Origin of the sequence: Streptomyces sp. NBC_00029 (genome assembly GCF_045160505.1) — a bacterium.
Lineage (GTDB): Bacteria > Actinomycetota > Actinomycetes > Streptomycetales > Streptomycetaceae > Streptomyces.
Map to the genome: position 1 here is coordinate 7407057 of NZ_CP108292.1, position 18510 is coordinate 7425566.

The 18510-nt window shown below is 71.8% G+C and carries 16 protein-coding genes and 1 tRNA gene; 12 read left to right on the forward strand and 5 right to left on the reverse strand.

Features of this window, described 5'->3' with window-relative positions; all coding sequences use genetic code 11:
* Positions 1-6: 6 nt before the first annotated feature.
* Positions 7-477 carry a universal stress protein gene (locus OG753_RS34205; RefSeq protein WP_327265522.1) on the reverse strand — a complete coding sequence of 157 codons (471 nt, stop codon included), beginning with the start codon at positions 475-477 and terminating at the stop codon, positions 7-9.
* A 191-nt stretch (positions 478-668) separates the two neighbouring features.
* Here OG753_RS34205 and OG753_RS34210 point away from each other — a divergent pair, with 191 nt between their 5' ends.
* Positions 669-1034 carry a hypothetical protein gene (locus OG753_RS34210; RefSeq protein ID WP_327265523.1) on the forward strand — a complete coding sequence of 122 codons (366 nt, stop codon included), beginning with the start codon at positions 669-671 and terminating at the stop codon, positions 1032-1034.
* Between the two features lie 285 nt (positions 1035-1319).
* Here OG753_RS34210 and OG753_RS34215 read toward each other — a convergent pair whose 3' ends face one another.
* Positions 1320-1610, reverse strand: coding sequence for a hypothetical protein (locus OG753_RS34215; RefSeq protein WP_327265524.1), 291 nt, complete (start codon positions 1608-1610; stop codon positions 1320-1322).
* A 220-nt stretch (positions 1611-1830) separates the two neighbouring features.
* Between OG753_RS34215 and OG753_RS34220 the strand changes: the two genes are divergently transcribed.
* Positions 1831-2637 (forward strand): hypothetical protein, encoded by an 807-nt coding sequence (locus OG753_RS34220; protein WP_405791306.1) that lies wholly within the window; start codon positions 1831-1833, stop codon positions 2635-2637.
* Here the strand turns inward: OG753_RS34220 and OG753_RS34225 are convergent, their stop codons facing one another.
* Positions 2638-4476 (reverse strand): hypothetical protein, encoded by a 1839-nt coding sequence (locus OG753_RS34225; RefSeq protein WP_327265526.1) that lies wholly within the window; start codon positions 4474-4476, stop codon positions 2638-2640.
* Positions 4476-4551, reverse strand: a tRNA-Cys gene (locus OG753_RS34230). The genes OG753_RS34225 and OG753_RS34230 overlap by 1 nt, the downstream gene beginning before the upstream one ends.
* Positions 4552-4922: 371 nt before the next feature.
* Between OG753_RS34230 and OG753_RS34235 the strand changes: the two genes are divergently transcribed.
* The 6 genes from OG753_RS34235 (at position 4923) to OG753_RS34260 (ending at position 12702) form a co-directional block, all read left to right on the forward strand.
* Positions 4923-6257: an ABC transporter substrate-binding protein gene (locus tag OG753_RS34235; RefSeq protein ID WP_405791307.1), complete on the forward strand. Its 1335-nt coding sequence runs from the start codon at positions 4923-4925 to the stop codon at positions 6255-6257.
* Between the two features lie 89 nt (positions 6258-6346).
* Positions 6347-7240 carry a carbohydrate ABC transporter permease gene (locus tag OG753_RS34240; protein ID WP_405791308.1) on the forward strand — a complete coding sequence of 298 codons (894 nt, stop codon included), beginning with the start codon at positions 6347-6349 and terminating at the stop codon, positions 7238-7240.
* On the forward strand, positions 7237-8115 hold the full coding sequence (locus OG753_RS34245; RefSeq protein WP_405791309.1) for a carbohydrate ABC transporter permease: 879 nt from the start codon (positions 7237-7239) through the stop codon (positions 8113-8115). Before OG753_RS34240 ends, OG753_RS34245 begins: the two co-directional genes overlap by 4 nt.
* Before the next feature lie 46 nt (positions 8116-8161).
* Positions 8162-11185, forward strand: a complete 3024-nt coding sequence (locus tag OG753_RS34250) for an alpha-mannosidase (RefSeq protein WP_405791310.1) — start codon at positions 8162-8164, stop codon at positions 11183-11185.
* Positions 11186-11305: 120 nt separating this feature from the next.
* The gene (locus OG753_RS34255) at positions 11306-11941 is read left to right on the forward strand and encodes a VOC family protein (protein ID WP_327265531.1); all 636 of its coding nucleotides are present in this window, start codon (positions 11306-11308) and stop codon (positions 11939-11941) included.
* 191 nt (positions 11942-12132) lie between these two features.
* Positions 12133-12702 carry a GNAT family N-acetyltransferase gene (locus tag OG753_RS34260; protein WP_327265532.1) on the forward strand — a complete coding sequence of 190 codons (570 nt, stop codon included), beginning with the start codon at positions 12133-12135 and terminating at the stop codon, positions 12700-12702.
* Between the two features lie 141 nt (positions 12703-12843).
* On the opposite strand, the gene OG753_RS34265 is transcribed toward OG753_RS34260, so the two are convergent.
* The gene (locus tag OG753_RS34265; RefSeq protein ID WP_405791311.1) at positions 12844-13575 is read right to left on the reverse strand and encodes a hypothetical protein; all 732 of its coding nucleotides are present in this window, start codon (positions 13573-13575) and stop codon (positions 12844-12846) included.
* Positions 13576-13759: 184 nt separating this feature from the next.
* On the opposite strand from OG753_RS34265, the gene OG753_RS34270 reads away from it, so the two are divergent.
* From OG753_RS34270 to OG753_RS34285, 4 genes are all read left to right on the forward strand, one after another.
* A complete protein-coding gene (locus OG753_RS34270) occupies positions 13760-15784 on the forward strand; it encodes an FAD-dependent oxidoreductase (RefSeq protein ID WP_405791312.1) in 2025 nt (674 codons plus the stop codon).
* Positions 15785-15830: 46 nt separating this feature from the next.
* Positions 15831-16244, forward strand: a complete 414-nt coding sequence (locus OG753_RS34275) for a PaaI family thioesterase (protein WP_327265535.1) — start codon at positions 15831-15833, stop codon at positions 16242-16244.
* 85 nt (positions 16245-16329) lie between these two features.
* Positions 16330-17061 (forward strand): DUF4839 domain-containing protein, encoded by a 732-nt coding sequence (locus tag OG753_RS34280; RefSeq protein WP_405791313.1) that lies wholly within the window; start codon positions 16330-16332, stop codon positions 17059-17061.
* 126 nt (positions 17062-17187) lie between these two features.
* Positions 17188-18489, forward strand: a complete 1302-nt coding sequence (locus OG753_RS34285) for an MFS transporter (RefSeq protein ID WP_405792910.1) — start codon at positions 17188-17190, stop codon at positions 18487-18489.
* The last annotated feature ends 21 nt before the right edge of the window (positions 18490-18510 follow it).

Sequence of the window (18510 nt, forward strand, 5' to 3'; positions counted from 1 at the left end):
CCGGCCTCAGTCGTTGTCGTCCGCGCCCTCGCGGACGACAACGACCGTACCGGCGGAGTACTGCACGACCTGCTGGCTCACCGACCCCAGCAACGCGCCCTTGAAACCCCCGTACCCGCGGGTGCCGACCACCATCAGGTCCGCCTCCTTCGAGGCGTCGACCAGGACCTGCGCCGGGGAGCCCTGCTCGACCCGCCGGAAGACCGGCACGCCCGGCGAGGTGCCGACGGCCGCGGCGACCGTGTCCGCCAGCTTCCGGCGCGCGGCCTCCTCGGCCGTCACCGCCTCCGCGTCGGAGGTCTCGGCAGCCGTCGGGCCGATGGCGAACGGATTGCGGTTCCACTCCCAGGCCATGACCGCGTGCACCCGGCCTCCCGTCATCGCGGCCTGCGCGACCGCCCAGCGCAGGGCTTCCTTCGAATGGTTCGACCCGTCCACGCCGACGACGATCAGCTGCTCGATGGGCTGCTCACTCACGGTGGGGTCCTCTCGCTCCGCCCGAAATGGTCACTCTCCTCCCTGTATACACGGACCAGGGGGTCCGACCTCGAACGACGATCGTTGCGACGGCCGGCGACTTTCGAGGACAGCCCGCGGCTCCCGCCCCTTGCGAGGGTGTGAGTGTCCAGGCGACCGACGCCGGACACGAACGACATGGAGGAACGGGCGTGGCACAGCGCAAGGGCTGTCTGATCGGGTGCGCGGTGGCGCTGGTGCTGGGCGTGGGTGTCCTCGTGGCCCTGGTCTTCGGTGTGGGGAAGTTCCTCGACATGGCCGACAACACCATGGTCGACCCGGCGGTCTACGAGGCCGTGAAGACCGGCGACGCGGAGGGCGAGGTCCGCGGCAGGCTCCCGTCCGGCGAAAGCTTCGTCAAGAGCGCCCTCAAGGAGGGCGGCCCGGTCGAGCCCGAGGGCAGCGCCTGCGCCTGGTACATCTCCAGCGGCGATCCGGAGGGCGGGAACGAGACCGTGCTCCGCTTCTGCTTCAAGGACGGCAAGCTCGCGGAGAAGACCAAGTACCCGATGAAGTAGCAGGAACGCCCGTCACGGGGCGCAGGGCCGCGGGGCCCGGACATCGGCGCGGTTGCCGTGCCCGGGCCGTCGCGGACATGCAGCGGTGGGCTCCCCGACGGGGCGCCGCCCGCCCCCTCTGCGCCGACCGCTCCGCCAACTCCTCTTCGAACTCGGCGGAGTTGACATGCCGCCCGCCTGCGCGCTCCCTCCGCGCGGCCCGCGCTCCTCGACATGACCCCGCTGGTCGGTACCTACCGCCGCGAAGGGGTGGTCGTCACCGTCGGCGTGGGGCCCGAAAGGCCGCTACTTCCCCTTGAGCAGCTGGTCGACCCTGGGCACGGACAGACCCATCAGAGCCGACACCTGCTTGAGGGTGCGCCCCTGCCTCAGCTCGACCACGGCAGCGATGCGCACGTCCTTGACCGCCTTGGCCACATCCGGCAGCAGCTGGTCCGTGAACAGCCGCGCCGCCCGTTCCCGTGCGACCGGGTCCTCGACGTCGGCGATGCGAGCACGGACGGCGCTCGTGTACTCGGCGGTCAAGATGCGCAGGTCATCGCGTGCCTGCTGGTCGGACAGGCTGGTGTCGGTCATGTGATCAGCGTACGCAGTCATGGTAGGAATTTAAGATGACCTTCCCTGTCAACGCGTGTCACGCCACACGCCAGAGGGCGAAGTGGGCTACCGGAACGGGGGGTTCGGTGTGCAGCGCGCCAGGTCTGCGGCCAAGTTCCGCAATCCGTCGAGCCGTTGCGCGTAGCGGGAGGGGGCCGACCGTCCGTCCACGGCCGTCTCACACATCGGGAGCGCCAGCATGATCCTCGAACTCGCCGTGATCTACACGACCCGGCTCGACGCCTGCCGCGACTTCTACCGCGGCATCGGCCTCGTCCTCGTGCCCGAGCGGCACGGCAACGGCCCCGAGCACTACGCGGCGATGCTCGACGACGGTGGCGTGCTGGAGCTCTACCCGGCCACGGGCCGCCCGGAGACCGGCTACCTGCGCCTGGGTCTGACCGCCCCGCCGAACGGCGCCGGGTTCCTGCCGCCGGGCCGGCACACGCTCACCGACCCGGACGGCCGCACGGTCGTCCTCACCGTCGCGGAGGCCGCCCCGGGCGAGGCCCGGACGGCGCCGAAGGCCGGTGAGCGGGCGGCCCGTACGACCGGCGCCGCCTCCCGCGCCGCCTCCACCGGCGCACCGAAGGGCGGTCCCGTCCCCCGGGAGGGCCGCGCCGGCGTCACGTACACCGAGATAGCCGAGCACTACGGAATGAGCGCCCGCTACCTGTCGGAGAACCCCCGGTGGGGACGGCACCCCGGGTGGCCGCGCGCGATCGGAAAGCGCGGCAGAACCATCGAGTTCGACGCGGAGGCCATCGCCCGGTTCTTCGGCGAGCACCACACCCGTGAAGCCACGCCGCTCGACCCGGACCGCTGCTACACCGTCGTCGAGATCGCCGAGGCGTCCGGTCTGCAGCCCGACAGCATCCGGTCGGACATCAGCCGCGGCCGGTGGCCCGCCCCGGACGAGATGGACGGCGACCGGAAGCTGTGGCGCGGCCGGACGGTCACCACGCATCTGGCCGGCCGCCGCATCTACCGCAACAAGCCCAAGTGACTACGGGGCGGCGCCGGTAGCGGTAGCAGCAGCGAGGCGGAGGTCGGCCAGGGGCAGGGCGATCCGCGCGGCGCGGCGCGCCGGGAGGCGGGCGGCACGATCCCCGATCCAGGCGAGTACGCGGGCCTGCTCGTCCGCGTCGCACAGCGCGAGGTGGAACAGCAGCTGCCGCCAGGCGCAGGCGGTGCTCCTGGCCGTGGCGGCCGCGCCGGTCGCGGCGGCGAACGCGCCCCGGGCCGAGGCGCCCCAGCCGTCCCGTGGGGCGACGTCCAGCTGCACGACCAGGGTGGCGAGGTTGAACGTGGTGAGGATCCGGGCCTGTTCGACGACCGCCGGGTCGCCGGCCAGTGGCCGTCCAGGGCGCCCGGCACGCTCGGCGCACAGCCGCGCGAAGCCCTCCCGGTCCCCGGCGTCCGCCAGCTCCAGCACCGCCGCGTAGTCGATCCCGTAGTAGCGCTCGTACACCGTGCCGCGCAGCAGCCCGGCGGCGGTCCGCGCGGTGCCGAGGACGTCCGGATCGGCCATCCCGCTGTAGGAGTCGGCGAACGGCTCAGCGGCGAACGACACGGGCAGTGCGGCCGACCGGGCGAGCCGCGACAGCACCAGAACGAGCAGGTTGGGCAGTCCGGCGCCCGGGAAGGCCCGCACACAGACCTCGGCGAGCATCCGCAGAGTGGTACGCGCCTGCTCCGCCGGGTCGGTGTCCCCGGGGGTGACCGCGCGGACCCAGGGCAGCGCGGTGGTCCGGGCATGCTGCTCCGGGGTCCACCACAACGGGTACCGCCGGTCCCGACGGGCCCGGTAGGTCGCCGCGATCAGGGTGCGCAGCGCCTCGTCGGCGTATCCCCGGGCGGTGAGCGTGACGATCAGCTGCCCCGCCACTTCGCCCAGCACCTCCGCGGACGGGATCGCTCCGTGCTCCAGCAGTGCGGCCAGGGGCGCGCTGCGCGCCGAGGCGACCACGGCCCGGACCGACGCCGGGACGGCGGTTCCGGCGGGCAGTCCGCAGGCCGCGGCCTCGTCCGTGGTCACCGGGACGAGGAGCGCCTCGACGTCGGCCACGCCGCCGCCCACGTCGAGCGGGGCGAGCCGGCGCAGGACGAGGGCCGCCAGGTCGTGGTGCGCGGGCCGGTCCGCCTGCTCGGCCTGGGCCCGGCGCAGCCGGGCGTGTCCGGCGGAGCCGGGACGGCCGCGCCGGGCGGCCATCGAGGCGACGGCGTGGCGCAGCAGTCCGGCGAGGCGGGGCGACAGTTCGCGCCCGGCGACCGTCTCCTCCAGCGCGCGGCGCAGGACGGCCGCATTGGACTTGGGGTCGAGGTGCTTGGTGCAGCTGGTGTGCGTGGCCGCGAGGTGGCGGTACCGCGCGAGGAGGGCGGCGCCCTCTGCGGGGTCCTGTTCGGCGCGCAGCCAGTGGCCGAGCAGCTCGTCCTCGAAGGGCCGCCAGACGGTGATCGCCTCGTGCTGCGTCCGGATCCCGGGGCGGGGGGACCGGCGGGCGAGCGTGCGGGAGACCTCGCCGACGGTGCGCACGTGCACGGCGTCCGCGTCGGGGGCGGGCCGGTCCGCGGGGTACGGCGCGAACCGCACCTCGCCGGCGAAGGGCTTCAGTTCCTCGACGAGTTCGGCTGCTGCGCCCCTCTTCCCGGCACGCAGCAGCCACGCCACGCAGAGCAGCGCGGCCTCCTCGGGTGCGCGCAGGTCGTAGCGCCCGCTGTCGAGCATCCAGCACAGCCCGGCGAGACCCTCCTCGGTGAGGCAGTGGTCGAAGAGCTCCGCGGGGGAGAGCCCGGAGGCGGAGAACATCGGGCCCGTCGGCTGCTGTCCAGCGTTGTCGTCCATGGCCGGCGTGGCAGGTCCTGCCCCTGCGCCCTCCGACTGTGCAGGTCGGTGCTCTGGCTGCTGAGCTACACGCCGTTCGAGGCGAAATCTAGACGGGGGCCGTCCCGTCGCACAACCCGCCTGCGGCTAAAGCGGTTTCGCCGCACATGAGTAAAGCGCATTAGTGCGAGCCGCCGTGAACCGGCGATAAAAAGTCAAAGTTCGCCGGACTGGCTGCTTCGCCTCGAATCGACACCCTCCCCGACCGCCTTTGTACTAAAGCGCATTAGTGCAGCTCAAGATGGTGCCGGTGGGGGCCTCGGAGACATCCTCGGACCCGGTGCGCCATTCGGCACCAATGCGTCACCGGCCAGCCGCCTCCCCGCCTCATTGACGAGGTCTTGCTTCCGGACCACCGTGGGCACCGCCTCCGGCAATGAGGCCGGACTTCTGCGAAGGCGGCGACGATGACCCGTTCGAACCCGACCCGTATTGCTGCAGCCCTGCTGACGACGCTCGCCCTCCTGTCGACCGGAGCGTGCGGCCTGGGCGGCGGGGCCGCAGACACGAAGGAGGCGGAGAGGACGGGCAAGGTGGCCGGCGGGATCACCTTCCGGACCCTCCAGCTGAAGCCCACGTTCACGGCCTACGTGCAGGGGGTCATCGACGCCTTCGAGAAGCGCTACCCCGAGGTCGAGGTGAAATGGGAGGACGTGCCGGGCGACGGATACAACGAGAAGCTCGTCGCGGACGCCCAGGCCGGAGCCCTCCCCGACGTGGTCAACCTCTCCACCGACTCCTTCCAGCTCCTCGGCGACCGGGGCATGCTCGCCGACGTCGCCCGGCTCGACGGGGCGATGGCCAAGGAGTACGTGCCGGGCGCCTGGGAGCAGTTCAAGCTGCCCGGCAAGGGCGACAGCGTGTACGCCTACCCCTGGTACGTCACGCCGGAGATCCTCACGTACAACAGAGAGCTCTTCGAGAAGGCCGGTCTGGATCCGGACCGGCCGCCGACGAGCGTGGAGCAGTTCTTCGACTGCGCCGAGCGGATCGCCGCCACGTCCGGCGGCCGGTACTCCGCCTTCATGGCCGACCCCAAGGGCCGGCTGCCCGGGGACTGGCAGAAGATGGGCATCCCGATCCTCAGCGAGCAGCAGGACCGGTTCACCTTCGACACGGACAAGGCCGTCCAGTGGGTGGAGCGGATGAAGGACCTCTATGCCAAGGGCGCCATGCCCAAGGAGTCCCTGCTCAAGTCGGACGACATCAACCAGCTCTACGGCGGCGGCAAGATCGTCTTCGGGCCCGGCTCCCCGGGCTTCGTCAAGGACATCAAGCAGAACGCCCCGCAGATCTACGCCAAGACCCAGGTCGCCGGAGCCGTCACCGGCAGCCTCGGCCACATCGGCATCTACGCCCAGTCGCTCGGCATAAGGAAGGACACCAAGCACCTCGACGCGGCGGCCGAGTTCGCGCGATGGGTCACCAACGGCCCCAACCAGGTGGAGTTCTCCAGGAAGGCCACCATCTACCCCTCCAACGCCCGGGGCCTCGCCGACCCGTTCTTCTCCGACAAGGGCGACGGCAAGGACGCGGAGACCCTCGCCCGTGCGGTCGGCGCCGACCAGCTGAAGACCGCCGCGCTCGACGCCAACACCCCCGTCCAGTGGACCAACCAGGTCGGGGACGCCGTCGTGCGCGAGATGCAGAAGGCCATCAAGGGCGAGCAGGACCCCCGGACCGCCGTGCAGAAGGCTCAGGAGGCCGCGAACAAGCTCCTCGCCGCCGCGGCCGACAAGTGACCGGCGGCGCCCTCGGCGAACGGGTGCGCAGCGGCGGTGGGGCACACGAGCGGCGGCGCGCAGCGGGGCGGCGGCGCGCCCTGCGGGCCATGGAGACCGACACCGGGCTGGTCCACCGCAGGTGGTGGACCCCCTACCTGTTCCTCGCTCCGGGCCTCGTGATGGTGACGCTGTTCAGCCTCTGGCCGTTCGTCAACACCGTCGTCCTCTCCTTCACCGACGCCCAGATCCTGCGCGGCGGCGGCTTCGTGGGCCTCGACAACTACCGGCGTGCCTTCGCCGACCCCGACTTCTGGGTCGCGGCCGGCAACAGCGTGCTGTACCTCGTGGTCGTCGTGCCCTGCCTGGTCCTCCTGCCGCTGGCCCTCGCGGTCCTCGTCCGGACGGAGATCCCCGGCATCGGCTTCTTCCGCTCCGCCTTCTACACCCCGGTGATCGCCTCCGCCGTGGTCGTCGGGCTGATCTGGCAGTGGGTGCTGCGCAGCGACGGTCTCGTCAACACCGTGTTCCAGCGGCTGCACTTGATCTCCGAGCCGGTCCCGTTCCTGACGGACTCCGCGATGCTGCTGGTCTCCGCGATGGTCGTGACCGTGTGGAAGGGCCTCGGCTACTACATGGTCTTCTACCTGGCGGCCCTCGGGAACGTCCCCGCCACGCTCTACGAGGCGGCCGCCATCGACGGCGCCGGACCCGTCCGCCGCTTCTTCAGCATCACCGTCCCCCAGGTGAAGCCGATGATGCTGCTGGTCGGAACCCTCTCCGCCATCTCGGCGCTGCGCGTCTTCACCGAGATCTACATCCTCGGCGGCGAGAGCGGCGGCCCCGGCGGCGGCGCCCGCACCCTGCCCTTCCTGATCCGCCAGGTCGGCCTCGGCTTCTCCGGCGAGACCGGCTACGCCTCCGCCCTCTCCATCCTGCTGTTCCTGCTGACCCTGGTCTTCAGCCTGCTGGGCCGCCGTCTGTCGAAGGGGGACGAGAGGTGAGCGCACCGACCGCTCCCGCCGGCGGGCAGCCGCCCCGCCGGCCCGCTTCCGGCCGCCGGCGCCGTCTGATCGGCCCGGCCGCGCGGTACGCCACGCTGGTGCTGATGCTCGTCGTCATGCTGGGCCCGATCGTCTGGCAGTTCCTGACCTCGATACGCGGCCGCACCGAGAACGTGTACGACGGCGTGCTGCCCTCGCAGCCCACCCTCGACAACTACGTCCGGGTCGCCGAGTCCTTCCCGCTGCTGCAGTACGTCGGCAACACCCTCATCGTCGCCGCCCTGGCGATCACCTCGAACATGCTCTTCGCGGCGATGGGCGGCTACGCACTCTCCCGGGCCGCCTGGAAGGGCCGCCGGGCCGTCTTCACCGTCCTCGTGGCGACCCTGATGTTCCCCTTCGAGTCCGTGATGATCTCGATGTTCCTGACGGTCCGCGAAATGGGCCTGGTCGACACCCTCATCGGGGTCTGGCTCCCCGGTGCGGTCTCCGTGCTCAACATCATGATCATGCGGGCGGCCTTCCTCGCCGTGCCCAAGGAGGTCGAGGAGGCCGCGGTCCTGGACGGGGCGGGCGAATGGACCCGCTTCACCCGGGTCTTCCTGCCCGCCGCCAAGGGCGCCCTGGCCGTCGTCTGCATCACCAGCTTCATGGGCGCCTGGGACGACTTCCTGTGGCCCCTGCTGGTCCTCACGGACAGCGACAACTACACCCTGCAGCTGGGCCTGAAGACCCTGGCCGGCGCCACCACCGTCAACGACCAGCGCCTCGTCGCGGCCGGCGCGATGGCCGCGCTCCTCCCGATGATGCTCCTCTTCTTCGCCCTCCAGCGTTTCTTCTTCAAGGGCGTGGGCGAGGGAGCCGTCAAGACCTGATCCCACTGCCCGTCCGTACCGACCACCCTCCCCTGGAGCAGCCGTCATGCACGACGACCGCAGCATCACCGAGCACCGGCTCCGCCGCGTCCTCAAGGACCGCGTCAGGCCCGCAGTCCACTCCCGCAGGATCCCGCTGACCGTCGAGCGCTGGGACGCCCCCGGCGAGCCCGTCCCCGTCAGCGAGGGCCTCGCGGCGCGCTACGGGCCCTGCGCGGTCGGCGACCCGTGGGGCCCGGCCTGGGGCACCACCTGGTTCAAGGTCACCGGCACGGTCCCCGCGGACTGGGCCGGCCGTACGGTGGAAGCCGTACTCGACCTCGGCTTCGACCGCATGATGCCCGGCTTCCAGTGCGAGGGCCTGGTCCACCGGGCCGACGGCGGCGAGGTCAAGGCGCTCAACCCGTACAACGACTGGGTGCGCGTGGCCGACCGCGCCGAGGGCGGTGAGCGGATCGAGTGGTACGTCGAGGCCGCCTCCAACCCGGTCCTGGTCGACCACGCGGTCACCTACGAGGGGGACCTGCAGACCGCCGGCGACCAGCCCCTGTACCGGCTCGCCCGGATGGAGCTCACCGTCTTCGAGACGGAGGTCTGGGAGCTGGTCCAGGACCTGGAGGTGCTCTACGACCTGATGACCCAGCTCGACACCGCGGACGCCCGCCGGTACGGGATCCTGCGGGCCGTCGGCGCGGCCCTGGACGCGCTCGACCTCGCCGACGTGCCCGGCACGGCGCCCGGCGCCCGCACGTGTCTCGCCCAGGTGCTCGCCGCCCCGGCCAACGCCTCCGCGCACCACATCAGCGCGGTCGGCCACGCCCACATCGACTCCGCGTGGCTGTGGCCGCTGCGCGAGACGGTCCGCAAGGTCGCGCGCACCGCATCCAACATGGTCAGCCTGATGGACGAGCACCCCGAGTTCGTCTTCGCGATGTCACAGGCACAGCAGCTCGACTGGATCAAGACGTACCGGCCCGAGCTCTTCGAGCGGGTCAAGAAGAAGATCGCGGACGGACAGTTCGTGCCGGTCGGCGGCATGTGGGTGGAGTCCGACACCAACATGGTCGGCGGCGAGGCCATGGCCCGCCAGTTCCTCTACGGCAAGAAGTTCTTCCTCGACGAGTTCGGCATCGAGACGCAGAACGTCTGGCTCCCCGACTCCTTCGGCTACACCGCCGCGATGCCGCAGCTCGTCAAGCTCTCCGGCTCCAAGTGGTTCCTGACCCAGAAGATCTCCTGGTCCCAGGTCAACAAATTCCCGCACCACACCTTCTGGTGGGAGGGCATCGACGGCACCCGCGTCTTCACCCACTTCCCGCCCGTCGACACCTACAACTCCGACCTCGGCGGCGCCCAACTGGCCCACGCCGCCCGCAACTACCGTGAGAAGGGACGCGGTTCGCACTCGCTGGCCCCCTTCGGCTGGGGTGACGGCGGTGGCGGCCCCACTCGCGAACACCTCGCCCGCGCCCGCCGCCAGCGGGACCTGGAAGGCTCCCCGAAGGTCCGGATCGAGCGCCCCGACGCCTTCTTCGAGAGGGCCCACGCCGAATACGAGGACGCGCCCGTGTGGGCCGGTGAGCTCTACCTGGAGCTGCACCGCGGCACCTACACCTCCCAGGCCAGGACCAAGCAGGGCAACCGGCGCAGCGAATCACTGCTGCGCGAGGCCGAGCTGTGGGCGGCGACGGCCGCGGTGCGGGTCGCCGGGTACGCGTACCCGTACGAGGACCTGGAGCGGATCTGGAAGACGGTGCTGCTCCACCAGTTCCACGACATCCTGCCGGGCTCGTCCATCGCCTGGGTGCACCGCGAGGCGCGCGAGACGTACGCGCTGGTGCGCGAGGAGCTCCAGGGGATCACCCTGGCCGCCCAGCAGGCACTCGCCGGTCAGGGCACCGAGGAACTGGTCTTCAACTGCGCTCCGCACACCCGCCGCGGCGTCCCGGCCGGCGGGGCGGGCCGACCGGCCGCGGCCCGGGAGCCGGTCACCGTGGAGGAGCGGCACGGCGGCGGCCACATCCTGGCCAACGGCCGGCTGCTGGTGGAGATCGACGCCCGCGGACTGATCGTCTCGGTCTACGACCTCCAGGCGCGCCGCGAATCGATCGCCCCCGGGGCCGCGGCGAACCTGCTCCAGATCCATCCCGACTTCCCCAACATGTGGGACGCCTGGGACGTCGACGAGTTCTACCGCAACCGGGTCACCGACCTCGTGGAGCTCGACCGGCTGGAGGTCACCGGGCACGGGCCGCGGGCGGCGACCGTACGCGTGACCCGCTCCTTCGGGCAGTCGACCGCGGTCCAGCAGATCACCCTGCGGGCCGGGGCCAGGACCGTCGACATCGTCACGGAGGTGGACTGGCACGAGACGGAGAGGTTCCTCAAGGCCGCCTTCCCGCTCGACGTGAAGGCCGAACGGACGGCTTCTGAGACGCAGTTCGGGCACGTGTACCGGGCCACCCACACCAACACCTCCTGGGAGGCGGCCAAGTTCGAGATCTGCGCCCACCGATGGATCCACGCGGAGGAGCCCGGCTGGGGGGTGGCGCTGCTCAACGACTCCACGTACGGGCACGACGTGACCCGTGACGTCCGGGCCGACGGCGGGCAGACCACCACGGTCAGGCTCTCCCTCCTGCGCGCCCCGCGCTACCCCGACCCGGAGACCGACCAGGGCTCCCACACCCTGCGGTACTCGCTCGCACCGGGCGCCGGGATCGGCGACGCCGTACGCGAGGGCCACGCGCTGAACCTGCCCGAGCGCGTGGTCACGGGCGCCGGCCCGGTCGCCCCGCTGGTCGCCGTCGACGAGGACGCGGTGGTGGTCGAGGCGGTCAAGCTGGCCGAGGACCGCAGCGGCGACGTGATCGTCCGCCTCTACGAGTCCCGCGGCGGCCGCGCCCGGGCCACCCTCACGGCGGACTTCCCCGTGGCGGCGGCCGGGGAGAGCGACCTGCTCGAGCGGCCCCTGGCGGGATCGGCGGTGGGTGTCCCCACCCCGGAGGGCCGGGTCCCGCTCGTCCTGCGCCCGTTCCAGATCGTCACGGTCCGCCTGCGCCGCGCCTGAACACCGAGGGGTCCCGCCCCGGCCCTCGGGGCCGGGCCCCTCGGTGGTGTCCCGCGGACGCGGCCGGGGCGGCGGGCGTGGCGTCGGGATTTGTGCGGGTTGTCGGGTGATGATGTCGCAGTGCGACTAGATCACGTGTCCTATGCGGTGGCCCGCGACAGCTTCGTCTCGACCGTTCAGTGGATCGGATCGGCCCTCGGTGCCGGGTTCGTCGACGGAGGCGTGCACCCGCGATTCGGCACCCGCAATTTCATCCTCCCGCTGAGCGGCGGCACCTACGTCGAGGTCGTCACCACACTCGACCACCCCGCCGCCGACCGCGCACCCTTCGGCCAGGCGGTCGCGCGCCGCGCCGCCGAGGGCGGCGGCTGGCTCGGATGGGTGGTCTCCGTCGACGACATCGCCCCGGTCGAGGCCCGCCTCGGCCGCACCTCGGCCGAGGGCCACCGTGTCCGCCCCGACGGGTTCGACCTGAGGTGGAAGCAGATCGGCCTGCTGGAACTGCTGGAGGAACCGCAACTTCCCTACTTCCTCCAGTGGCTGGTCCCCGACGCGGAGCGCCCGAGCGCCGACCCGCGCACCCCCACCACCATCCACGGGGTCTCCATCGCCGGCGACGCCGCGTCCATCGCCGAATTCCTCGGCGAACCGGCCGACCACCCCCTCGACCAGATCGACGTCACCTGGGTCGAGGATGAGGAACCGGGCCTGGTATCGGTCGAGTTCGCCACCGCCAACGGCCCGGTCACGATCTGACGGGGGCAGACTGCCCCCGTGGTGAAGTACCGAACCAACCAGGAGCGTCGGTCGGTCAACTGCCGGAATGCCGCGCCTCGTGGTGAAGTGCGGCTGCCGAGCGCTGCTCTTGAAAAGGCGTGGCTGGCGGGCAGTCGTGATGCGAAAATCGGGTCCGCAACTTGATCCACATTCGCGTCCCGGGGGTCCGCATGGATGTCGCTTCGCTGCTGCCGTTGACCACGGCCCGGTTGTCGCTGCGTCTGTTCACTCCCGGCGACGCCGACGACCTTCACGCCTACCAGAGCCTGCCGAGCGTGGCGCGCTACTTGTACCGGCCGGCGCACACGCGTGAGCGCAGCGAGCAGGCTGCCGCCGAGCGCGCGGCGCAGACGGCCTGGCGTACCGACGGGGACAAGCTGTCGCTCGCCGTCTGCCGACGAGATGAGCCCGGCGTCCTTGGCGAGGTGAGCCTCGCCCTGGCCGATGCCCGCGCCGCCCAGGCCGAGATCGGCTGGACTCTCGGCCCGGGTCACCAGGGGCACGGCTACGCGACCGAGGCGGCCGCGGCGCTGGCCGGGTTCGCCTTCGACACGCTGGGCGTGCACCGGCTCTACGCGCGGCTGGATGTGGAGAACACCGGGTCCGTGCGGGTCTGTGAGCGACTCGGGATGCGCCGGGAGGCGCACCTGGTCGAGAACGACCTCGACGGGGACCGCTGGGGCAGCGAGTACATCTACGCGGCGCTGTCTGCGGATCTCGGCAGTCGATCGGGCGATTGAGCTCGACGCCGCCGCCTGTTCGTGATCTTCCGCATGGGTCAACGATCCGATGAACGCAAAGACGCTGCCCAGGGGTGTCCAGGCCGATCGCGCCGGGCTCGCGGGCCCGACAAGATCCGAAAGAGACGGCCTAGACGCGCCTCAGGCCAGTTCGCTTCGCAGTACCGCCAGCCGCTCGGTGTCCGACGGGAGTTCCAGGCCGTCGAGGAGGGCCAGGCCCGCGGCGGGGTCGATGCTCCCGTAGGTGTCGTGGTGGCTCCGCAGGACGGCACGGAAGACCGCGTGGTGCAGGGCGGGGACGCGGGCGGCGGCGCGGAGGGCAGGGGCCTTCGCGGCCCAGGGCACCGGGCCCGAGTGCTCCAGGACCCGGCGGGCCCGGCGGAGCAGCGGCTCCGGGGCTCCGGGCTGTAGCCGTTCGCGGTCGTTGCCGAGGACCTCGGCGAAGGCCTCCTCGGCGGTCGGGGCGTATTCGAACCAGTCGAACCAGAGCGAGCAGGTGATCGCCTCGCACGCCGGCCCGGCCTCCAGCCGCCGGCGGTAGCCGTCCCACAGCAGGTCCGCCGGGAGCGGGCCCTGCGGGCCGAGGTGGGCCGTGTGGACCTGAGCGGTCACCAGGGGGTGCCAGCCGAGCAGGTCCATGAGTCCGAGGGCCACTCGCAGCCGGTCCGCGAGGTCCAGTCCCACGTCGGTGAAGGCCATCGAGCCGAGCCCGTTGCACAGGTCCTCCGAGGTGAGGATTCCGGCGGGCGGTTCCGCGTCGTACCAGGTGCCCTGACCGGTCCGGGTGACGCCGTCCTCGGCGAGCCAGCGCAGGGCGCGCTCGGCGTCGGTCGTGCGGTGTGCCGTCGGGTGTGTCGTGGGGTGCCCGGTCATCCCGCCGACGGTACGCGGGGCGGCGTGAACTCCGCCACAGGGTTGCCGGGAGCCCGGGCCCCGGGCCCGGGATTCCCGGGGGCGGGCGGCTCCCGGTCGCCGGATCCGGTTATGCACTTAGTTGCAAAACCGCCTTCCCCTCGCTAGAACAGGTTCATCACCCCCGCGCGAGGAGGCGCCCCACATGAGTTCCCAGAGCCGGTACCCGCACCTGCTGAGCCCCCTGGACCTCGGCTTCACCACCCTGCCGAACCGCGTGATCATGGGCTCGATGCACACCGGCCTCGAAGAGCACCAGGGCGGCTTCGAGCGCCTCGCCGCCTTCTACGCCGAACGCGCCCGCGGCGGCGCCGGCCTGATCGTCACCGGCGGCATCTCCCCGAACGACGCCGGCCGGCCCTTCGAGGGAGGCTCCCGCCTCACCACCGAGGACGAGGCCGCCGAGCACCGGGTGATCACCGAGGCCGTGCACGCCGAGGGCGGGAAGATCGCGATGCAGATCCTCCACTTCGGCCGCTACGCCTACCACAAGGACCTGGTCGCGCCCAGCGCCATCCAGGCCCCCATCAGCCCCTTCGTCCCCAACGAGCTCAGCGACACCGAGGTCGAGCGCACCGTCGAGGACTTCGTCCGCGCCGCCCGCCTCGCCAAGCTCGCCGGCTACGACGGCGTCGAGATCATGGGCTCCGAGGGCTACCTGGTCAACGAGTTCATAGCCGCCGCGACGAACAAGCGCACCGACCGCTGGGGCGGCGCGTACGAGAACCGCGTCCGCTTCCCGCTGGAGATCGTCCGGCGCACCCGCGCGGCCGTCGGCGAGGACTTCATCATCGTCTACCGCCTCTCCATGCTCGACCTGATCCCCGGCGGCTCCACCCTCGACGAGGTCGTCCACCTCGCCAAGGAGATCGAGGCGGCCGGCGCCACCATCATCAACACCGGCATCGGCTGGCACGAGGCCCGCATCCCCACCATCGCCACCTCCGTCCCGCGCGGCGCGTACACCTGGGTCACGAAGCGGCTGATGGGCGCGGTGAGCGTCCCCCTCGTCACCAGCAACCGCATCAACACGCCCGAGATCGCCGAGGAACTGCTCGCCGACGGCCGCGCCGACCTCGTCTCCCTGGCCCGCCCCTTCCTGGCCGACGCCGACTTCGTGGCCAAGGCCGCGGCCGGCCGCCCGGAGACCATCAACACCTGCATCGGCTGCAACCAGGCCTGCCTGGACCACACCTTCAGCGGCAAGATCACCAGCTGCCTGGTCAACCCGCGCGCCTGCCACGAGACCGAGCTCGTCCTGTCCCCGACGCGGACGAAGAAGCGCGTCGCCGTCGTCGGCGCCGGCCCGGCCGGTCTCGCCTGCTCCGTCTCGGCCGCCGGACGCGGCCACGCCGTCACCCTCTTCGAGGCCTCCGGCCACATCGGCGGCCAGCTCGACGTCGCCCGCCGCATCCCCGGCAAGGAGGAGTTCGAGGAGACCATCCGGTACTTCGGCACCCAGCTCGTGGAGTCCGGCGTCGAGGTCCGCCTCAACACCCTCGCCGACGTGGAGACCCTCCGGGGCTACGACGAGGTCGTCGTCGCCACCGGCGTCACCCCCCGCACCCCCGACATCGAGGGCGTGGACCACGCCAACGTCGTCAACTACCTCGACGTGCTGCGTGACGGCGCCCCCGTCGGCGAGCGCGTCGCCGTCGTCGGCGCCGGCGGCATCGGCTTCGACGTCGCCGAGTTCCTCACGGACAGCGGCGAGGGCGCCTCCCAGGACCCCGACGTCTACTTCCGCCACTGGGGCGTGGACACCGGCTACGCCGGGCCCGGCGGACTCACCGCCCCCGAGCGCCCCGCCCCGCCGCGCCGGGTGCACCTCCTCCAGCGCAAGACCACCAAGGTCGGCAAGGACCTCGGAACCACCACCGGCTGGATCCACCGCGCGGAACTCAAGCACCGCGGTGTCGTCTCCGTCGCGGGAGCCACGTACGACCGCATCGACGACAAGGGCCTGCACATCACGGTCGGCGGCGAGCAGCACCTCGTGCCCGCCGACACCGTGGTCCTGTGCACGGGCCAGGAGCCGCGCCGCGACCTCTACGAGGCCCTGCGCGCGGCGGGCGTCGAGGCCCACCTGATCGGCGGCGCCGACGTGGCGGCCGAGCTCGACGCCAAGCGGGCCATCAAGCAGGGCACGGAACTCGCCGCCGGCCTGTGACCGAAAGGGGATTGTGGCGGTCCGCCCGGACCGTCACAATCGCCCGGTGACGATCTCACCCGCAGACGCAGACAAGATCCTTGTCCAGAACTTCGCCCCCTGGGTGCTCGCCCTCGGACTGACCGTCCAGGAGACCGGGGAGCGGCACGCCGTACTGCGGCTGCCCTGGTCCGAGGAGCTGGCCCGTGACGGAGGCGGCCTCTCGGGCCAGGCCATGATGGCGGCCGCGGACACGGCCACCGTCATCGCGATCTCCGCCGCGCGCGGCGGCTACGGGCCGATGACCACCGTCCAGCAGTCCACGAGCTTCCAGCGGCCGGTGGTCGGAGCCGATGTACTGATCCATGTCCGGGTGACCAAGCTCGGCAAGCGGATGGCCTTCGCCGACATCACCCTAACCCCCGAGGGCGCCGAGGACCCGGCGGCCACGGCCTCCACGGTCTACGCCCTGCTCGGCTGACGACCGGTCGTCCTGCTCCTCGCGCCGTCCCCTATGCTCGCGGATCAGCTGGTATGGAAAGTTCATTCAGGGGGCGCGGAGCCGCATGGCCGACGAGATCACCTACGAGTACAAGACCGTGCAAACCGTTCGCGGCACCGACGGTCGGGTGATCTCGAGGATGCAGGGGGACGGCTGGGAGCTCGTCGGACAGACCCAGGGCATGCTGCGCTCCACGCTCGACTTCCGGCGGCCGAAGAAGCCGGTGCCGCGGCTCGTGATCGGAGCCGCGGCCGGCCTCCTCGTGCTCCTGGCCGGCGGCATCGCCGTGGGCGTGGCGCTCGAAGACGGAGGCGGGAAGAAGGACGGGGCGGACAAGCCGGCGGCGGCCACCGCGAGCGGAAAGCCGTCCGCGCCGTCGGCTCCCACCGCGGCCGCGTCGGCGGCCGCCGAGGTGATCACGTCCCAGAACAACCCGGAATTCGCGGCGCTGCTGCAGACGCCGGACTCGTGCGACGACGTGAACCGGGACTTCGCGGCCAAGTACAGGGGCAGGACGGTCGCCTTCGACGGCTCGGTCGTGCACGTGGCACCCGACCGTGCCGACGCCACCCGCTACGACATGCTCCTGGGCCCCGGCGACGAGGGTCCGAGGACGGTGATCGGTCCGGCCTTCAAGTACGAGGACGTCACCACCGCGGACCTGAAGCCGGCGGGCCGGGACGCCCCCGCCACCGTCCGCGCGGGCGACAGGTTCCGCTTCGTCGCCGAGGTGGGCGAATTCAACGTGAAACAGTGCCTCTTCTTCCTCGAACCCGTCTCGGCGGAGACCCGGTAGCCGAAAACGCGTTGGCGGGCGCCGGACCGGCTCGCCTACGCTCCCGCCGACGGCCGACACCACGAGGGCGGCCGACGGGCACGGGGGAGCGGGACCATCTCGGCGGAATCCACAGCTTGTGATCCACTGCCGCCGCTGCGGCGGAACAAGGACTTCAACGTCTTCTGGCTCGGCCAGGCGCTGTCCGTCCTCGGCGGGTCCGTGTCGTTGCTCGCGCTTCCGCTGCTCGTCCTCGACGCCACCGGGTCCATCGTCCAGATGGGCCTGGTCACGGTCGTGTCCGGTGCCACCGCCATCGGCACGGGGGTGTTCGCCGGGTACGTGGTCGATCGGGTGGACCGCCGCAGGCTCATGATCGTCTGCGATCTGGCGCGGGCCGTGCTCCTCGGCTCGGTCCCGCTCGTCTGGTGGGCCGCGGGGCCACAGATCTGGCTCCTGTACGTGCTGACCGCGCTGGCCGCCGTACTGAAGACGCTGTTCGACGTCTCGTACGTGACGGCCATCCCCAACCTGGTGCGTACGCAGGACCTCACGGCCGCCAACGGACGGCTGATGGGCACCTTCGCCCTCGGGACCCTGCTCGGGCCGGTGGTGGCCGGCTTCCTCACGGCGGGCGTGGGCGCGGACTGGGCGCTGGCCCTGGACGGGGCGACCTTCCTGGTCTCCGCCGCCAGCCTGGGATGGGTGAGATTCACCGCCCGCCCCGCCGGGGAGGCGGCGGACAAGGCCGTCAGCAAGGCCGGGAACGAGTCCGGGGCCGGGGTGCTCCGGGAGATGTTCGTGGTCGGCTTCCGCTTCCTGTGGGGCCACCCCCTGCTGCGCCCGCTGACCGTCCAGCTCACCCTGCTGACCTTCGTCACCATGGGCGCCACCGACCTGCTGATCTACCGCGTCCAGCACGACCTCGGCCGGGACGCGGCCACCCTCGGCTACGTGATCGCCGTCAGCGGGGCCGGGTCCGTCGCCGCCGCCCTGAGCGCGGGCCGGCTGCGCCGGGTCCTCGGCTTCGGCACGTGCTGGCTCGCCTCGATCGCGATGATCGCCGTCGGGGTGACGGTGACGGGCGTCAGCCGCAGCGTGCCGGTGATCGCCGCACTGGCCGCCGTCTTCATGTTCGGGATCACCCTGGGCGGGATCTGCACCATGACCCTGCGTCAGGAGGTGACCCCGGACCATCTGCTCGGCCGGGTCACGTCCGCGTTCTGGACCGTGCACAACGCCTCGGGCCCGGTGGGCGCCGCGGTGCTCACCCTGCTGGCCGCCCGCCACGGGGTCCCGGCGGTCAGCCTGGCGGGCGGGGCGCTGTGCCTGCTGATCCTCGGCGGCGGGCTGCTGACCCCGCTGCGCGGCAACCGCCACGGCGCCGGTGCCGACACGGCCACCGGCGCGGAGCAGGAACCGGCCGCCGGGCCGTCGGCGCGCGCCTAGGGTGCCCCTCTGGGATCGTTG